Annotated in this window: 5 protein-coding genes; 3 read left to right on the forward strand and 2 right to left on the reverse strand. The window is 71.2% G+C overall.

The window, feature by feature from the left end; all coding sequences use genetic code 11:
• Nucleotides 1-16: 16 nt before the first annotated feature.
• Genes HOO61_RS24300 through dxs form a run of 3 tightly spaced genes read left to right on the forward strand, consistent with a single transcriptional unit; the run spans nt 17 to nt 4,153 of the window.
• Nucleotides 17-1,294: an NUDIX domain-containing protein gene (locus HOO61_RS24300; protein ID WP_253942534.1), complete on the forward strand. Its 1,278-nt coding sequence runs from the start codon at nt 17-19 to the stop codon at nt 1,292-1,294.
• A complete protein-coding gene (locus tag HOO61_RS18230; RefSeq protein ID WP_172260993.1) occupies nt 1,291-2,232 on the forward strand; it encodes an SMP-30/gluconolactonase/LRE family protein in 942 nt (313 codons plus the stop codon). Before HOO61_RS24300 ends, HOO61_RS18230 begins: the two co-directional genes overlap by 4 nt.
• A 16-nt stretch (nt 2,233-2,248) precedes the next feature.
• Complete coding sequence (gene dxs, locus HOO61_RS18235) at nt 2,249-4,153, forward strand: 1-deoxy-D-xylulose-5-phosphate synthase (RefSeq protein WP_172260995.1); 1,905 nt, start codon at nt 2,249-2,251, stop codon at nt 4,151-4,153.
• Nucleotides 4,154-4,173: 20 nt separating this feature from the next.
• Here dxs and HOO61_RS18240 read toward each other — a convergent pair whose 3' ends face one another.
• Together HOO61_RS18240 and HOO61_RS18245 are read right to left on the reverse strand one after the other, a co-directional pair.
• Entirely contained in the window at nt 4,174-4,302 is a 129-nt protein-coding gene (locus HOO61_RS18240) for a methionine/alanine import family NSS transporter small subunit (protein WP_172260997.1), read from the reverse strand.
• Nucleotides 4,302-5,849: a sodium-dependent transporter gene (locus HOO61_RS18245; protein WP_367650241.1), complete on the reverse strand. Its 1,548-nt coding sequence runs from the start codon at nt 5,847-5,849 to the stop codon at nt 4,302-4,304. Before HOO61_RS18245 ends, HOO61_RS18240 begins: the two co-directional genes overlap by 1 nt.
• Nucleotides 5,850-6,000: the final 151 nt, after the last annotated feature.

Here is a 6,000-nt window from a genome sequence, read left to right on the forward strand (position 1 = left end):
TGGCTAGGGTCGCCGGATGCACCGCTTCGCCGCCGTCGCCGTGATCGACGCCTTCGGGCGCCTGCTGATGCAGGAGCGGGGCGACGACGCCCTCCACGACCCGGGACGCTGGGGCCTTCCCGGCGGCGATCTCGAGGACGGGGAGGACTTCCGCACGGCCGCCGTCCGCGAGCTCGCGGAGGAGACGGCGCTCGTCGTCGGGCCCGAGGAGCTGGAGTCGCTCGGCGTCCACCGCTTCCGCAGCGAGTCCTGCGGCGGTGACGACGAGCTCGAGCTCTTCGCCGTGCGCCTCGACGTGGGCGACGACGACCTCGTGTGCGGCGAGGGACGGCAGGTGCGGTTCCTCGACCCGCTGGTCCTGCCCGACGCCGACCTCCACCAGGCGCTCCGCCTGACCCTGCCGCTCGTCCTCGACTGGCGCGCCGGTCAGGAACGGGGCGACTACGTGTGCCTGACCCTCGTCGACCCGCGCGGCTGGTTCCTCATGCAGGAGCGGGACGAGCACGCCCCCGTCTGGCCGGACACGTGGTGCTTCCCCGGTGGCGGGCTCGAGGCCGGGGAGACGCCGCGCAAGGGCGCGGTGCGCGAGCTCGCCGAGGAGACGGGCATCGCGGTCGCGGCCGACGACCTCCACGACCTCGGCGAGTTCCACGTCGAGAGCCCGAACGGCCGCTTCCGCTACCACGCCTTCGCCGCGCCGACGTTGCTCGGGGACGGCGACGTCGACTGCCAGGAGGGTCGGCAGATCGTGTTCGTCGACCCGGCCACGATCCGTGATCTTCCGGTCGTGGCGTCCACGGTCCGGGTGCTGGACGCGCTGACCGAGTGGGCCGTCGACCACACGCCCGTGCCGCCGGACGACGCCCGCGGCTTCGCCGGGGTGGTGCTGGTCGACCGCCGCGGCTGGATCCTGCTCCAGGAGCGCGACGAGCACCCACGCATCGACCCCGACTGCTGGGGGCTCTCCGGCGGGCACCTCGAGCCGGGGGAGACGCCGCTCGAGGGTGCCGCGCGCGAGCTCGAGGAGGAGACCGGCGTCCGGGTCGACCCCGCCTGCCTGACCGAGGTCGGGGCGTTCGCCAACGACCACCGCGCGTCCTACGGCACGTGGGACCGGATGTGGGTCTATGCCGCGGCAACAGACCTCACCGACGCCGACATCGACTGCCGCGAGGGCCGCCGGATCGTGTTCGTCGACCCCGCCACGGTCCCGTCCTTGGAGGTCACCAAGGGCGCCGAGGGGATCCTGCCGGCCTTCCTCCGCAGCGACGTCTACGCCAGCATGGCGCCATGAGCGCCGCCACCCACTCCCTCGCCGTCCATCCCGTCCCGTCGATGGGCGCCGAGGACGTCGTCGTCGCCCCGGACGGCACCGCGTTCACCGGCACCGAGGACGGCGCGATCTGGGCGGTCGACCCGGCCACGGGCAGCACCCGCCGGGTCGCCGACACGGGTGGGCGACCGCTCGGCCTGGAGCTGCTCCCCGACGGCGACCTCGTCGTCTGCGACGCCCGGCTCAGGCTGCTGCGCGTGGATCCGGCGTCCGGGGAGGTGGAGGTCCTCGTCGGTGAGGTGCACGGCGAGCCGATGCGGTTCTGCAACAACGCCGCGGTGGCCGCGGACGACACCGTCTGGTTCAGCGACTCCTCGCTCCACCACGGGATCGAGCGGTGGAAGGACGACTTCGTCCAGCACACTCGCACCGGCCGGCTGCTGCGCCGCGACCCCGACGGCACGGTCGAGGTCGTGCTCGAGGGCCTCGCCTTCGCCAACGGCGTCGCGCTGGCCGCCGACGAGTCCTACGTCGCCGTCGCCGAGTGCCGCGGGCGCACCGTCGTACGCCATTGGCTGAGCGGTCCCCGCGCCGGGGAGCGGGACCACCTCGCCACCGACCTCCCCGGCTATCCCGACAACATCAGCCGGGGGAGCGACGGGCTGATCTGGGTCGCGGTGGCGAGCCCGGTGGACGGCCTCGTCGAGCGGCTCGGGTCGGCCCCGATGGTGCTGCGCAGGGCGATCACCAAGATCCCCGAGGCGCTGCAGCCCAAGCCGGCGCAGACGATCCGGGTCCAGGCGTACGACGACGAGGGACGCCTCGTGCACGACCTCGACGTCGACCGGCCCGACCGGGGACCCGGCTTCCACATGGTCACCGGCGTCCGCGAGCACGGCGGCCGCATCTGGCTGGGAAGCCTCCACGAGCCGTCGGTGGCGGTCCTCGACCGCCCATGAAATAGACTCCTGCCCCATGGCTCTCCTCGACTCGATCGACTCTCCGCGCGACCTCCGCGGGCTCTCTGCAGAGCAGCTCGACGAGCTCGCCGCCGAGATCCGTGACGTGATGATCCGCACGGTCGCGACCAACTCGGGTCACCTCGGTCCCAACCTCGGCGTCGTCGAGCTGACCCTGGCGATCCACCGGGTCTTCGACTCCCCGCGCGACCGGGTCGTCTTCGACACCGGGCACCAGTCCTACGTCCACAAGCTCGTCACCGGGCGGCACGCCGACTTCGCCACCCTCCGCAAGGAGGGCGGGATCAGCGGCTACCCCAGCCAGGCGGAGTCCGAGCACGACATCGTGGAGAACTCCCACGCCTCCACCGCCCTGTCCTACGCCGACGGGCTGGCCAAGGCGTACGCCATCCGCGGCGAGGACCGGCACGTCGTGGCCGTGATCGGCGACGGTGCCCTCACCGGCGGCATGGCCTGGGAGGCCCTCAACAACATCGCGATCGCCAAGAAGAGCCGCCTGGTCATCGTCGTCAACGACAACGAGCGGTCCTACACACCCACCATCGGCGGCCTCGCCACCGCGCTCACGTCGCTGCGCACCAACCCGCGCTACGAGCAGGTGCTCGACCTGGTGAAGAAGCGGCTCAACGCCGTCCCGGGCGTCGGGCACGCGGCCTACGACGCCCTCCACGCGGTCAAGAAGGGCATGAAGGACGCCCTCGCCCCGCAGGGACTGTTCGAGGACCTCGGCCTCAAGTACGTCGGTCCGGTCGACGGGCACGACCGCGCGGCCATGGAGCAGGCGCTGACCAACGCCAAGCGCTTCGACGGCCCCGTCATCGTCCATGCGCTGACCCGCAAGGGACAGGGCTACGACCCCGCGCTGCGCCACGAGGCGGACCAGTTCCACGCCCCCGGCCCGTTCGACGTGCAGACCGGTGCGGAGAAGCCGAAGGGCAAGATCTGGACCGACCACTTCTCCGAGGCCATCGTCGACCTGGGCGCCCGCCGCGAGGACGTCGTCGCCATCACCGCCGCGATGATGCACCCCGTCGGCCTCGACGTCTTCGCGGAGAAGTTCCCCGAGCGCACGTTCGACGTCGGGATCGCCGAGCAGCACGCCGTGACCTCCGCAGCCGGCCTGGCGATGGGCGGCCTGCACCCGGTCTTCGCGGTCTATGCCACCTTCCTCAACCGCGCCTTCGACCAGGTCCTGATGGACGTCGCGCTGCACAGGTGCGGGGTCACCTTCGTGCTCGACCGCTCCGGAGTCACCGGCGACGACGGTGCGAGCCACAACGGCATGTGGGACATGTCGATCCTGCAGGTGGTCCCGGGCCTACGCCTGGCCGCCCCCCGCGACGTCACGCGGCTGCACGAGCTGCTCGACGAGGCCGTCGAGGTCGACGACGCCCCGACGGTCGTCCGGTTCCCCAAGGGTCCGCCGCCCGAGGACGTGCCGGCGATCGACCGCGTCGGCGGCGCCGACGTGCTGGTGCGCTCAGGTGATCGTGACGTGCTGATCGTGGCCGTCGGCTCGATGGCGACGACCGCGGTCGAGGTTGCCTCGCGCCTGGCCGACCAGGGCATCGGCGTGACCGTGGTCGACCCGCGGTGGGTCAAACCGGTCGACCCCGCGATCATCGACCTCGCCCGCGAGCACCGGCTCGTGGTCAGTGTCGAGGACAACGGCCGCGTGGGCGGGTGCGGCGCGACGCTGCTGCAGACCCTCAACGACGCCGACGTGCGTACGCCGTTCCGCCTGCACGGCATCCCGCAGGAGTTCCTCGACCACGCCAAGCGCGACGTCATCCTCGCGCGCATCGGCCTCGACGCGCAGACCCTCGCGCGCTCGATCGTCGAGGACATCACCGCGCTCGACGGCGGGACCGCCCTCGTCGAGGTCGACCACACCGCCTGAGCCAGCTCCGGGCGCGCGCGTCAGAGGTCGCGGTGGACCTGCTCGGGCTCCTCGCCCTGGTAGCGGTTGATGTTCCAGATCGAGACGGCCAGACCTCCCCAGAGGATCAGCATCGCGATCAGCATCATGACGATGGCCGAGGTGGACATCAGTTGCTCCTCTCGTCCTGCTGGGCCTGGAGCTCGGGATCGCCGAGGAAGGTCGCGTCCCGCCACGGGAGGCGGGCCGCCACGAAGCCGAGCACCAGCACGGCCGCCGCGAGACCCCAGCCCAGGGTGTTGAGCATCCAGGTCGGGTAGCCCTCGTAGGGCTCCTGGAGGTTGTCGATGAGCTCGTTGGCGAGGATGAACGTCAACGCGGCGGGGGCAACGATGCCGATCAGCCACTCCCACCAACGGCCGATCGTCACCGAGCCGTCGCGGTTGAGGTGCTCGCGCAGCAGCCCCGTCCTCCGGAAGACCCACGACAGCGCGAGCATGCTGACCACGGCCACCAGGAGGATGCCGAAGCGGTTGATGAAGTGGTCGATGATGTCGAGGACGTAGACGCCGGTGGTGGTGCCCAGCAGGGTGATGCTGATGACCGCGGCAGGGACGCCCACCGCCATGGAGGCGCTGACCCGCGACATCTCGAACTTGTCGCGCACCGCGGAGATGACGACCTCGATCACGCTCACGAGCGAGGTGACACCGGCGATGACGAGCGAACCGAAGAACAGCACCCCGATCAGGGCGCCGGCGGGCGCTTCGTTGATGATCGCCGGGAAGGCGATGAACGCCAGGCCGAGACCGTCGGTCGCCACCTCGTCGACGCCCACGCCGGCCGCTGTCGCCATGAACCCCAGCGCGGCGAAGACCCCGATCCCGGCGAGCAGCTCGAAGCCCGAGTTGGCGAACCCGACCACGAGCCCGGACCCGGTCATGTCGCTGCGCCGACCGACGTACGACGCGTAGGTGATCATGATGCCGAAGCCCACGGACAGCGAGAAGAAGATCTGGCCGTAGGCGGCGATCCAGACGCTGGTCTCGCCCAGGGCTCCCCAGTCCGGCGTGAACAGCGCATCGAGTCCCACCGAGGCCCCGTCGAGGGTGAGTGCCACCACGACCAGCGCGATGAAGGCGATGAAGAGGACGGGGATGAAGAACACTGACGCGGCGCCGATGCCCTTCTGGACACCGAGCGCCATGATCGCCAGCACCGCGACCCAGACCAGGACCAGCGGCACGGTGACGCCGCTGACGAAGTCGAGGCTGATGCCGGGGTCGCCGGCCTGCAGGTAGGAGCCGAAGAGGAACCCCTCGGGGTCGTCACCCCACGCCTTGTCGAAGGAGAAGAACGCGTAGCGAGCGGCCCAGGCGATGACCGCGGCGTAGTAGACCGCGATCACGAAGCAGATCCCCACCTGCCACCAGCCGAGCCCCTCGGCCGCGCGGTGGGTACGACGGAACGAGAGCGGCGCGGACCCGCGGTAGCGGTGGCCGAGGCCGTAGTCGAGGAGCAGGAACGGCAGGCCGGCCGTCAGGAGTGCGATGAGGTACGGGATGACGAACGCGCCGCCGCCGTTCTCGTAGGCCACGTAGGGGAAGCGCCAGATGTTGCCCAGGCCGACCGCGGAGCCGATGGCGGCGAGGATGAACACCTTGCGCGAGCTGAACGCGCCCCGGTGCTTCTCGGAGTGTTCCACTGCTTCCGTCACGGTGCCCTCCCTGAGTACGACGGCGGGGCACCCAGCATGGCAGAGATCGGGCCGCATGCGACCCGGCGCGTCCTGGGCCCGAAATGACGTCGAGTCGGGGCCACCGGCTGGAGGGTGGGGCGCCCAGCCCTGCGGGTAGGGGGAGGGCAAG

Source organism: Nocardioides sp. zg-1230 (genome assembly GCF_013155335.1).
Classification (GTDB): domain Bacteria; phylum Actinomycetota; class Actinomycetes; order Propionibacteriales; family Nocardioidaceae; genus Nocardioides.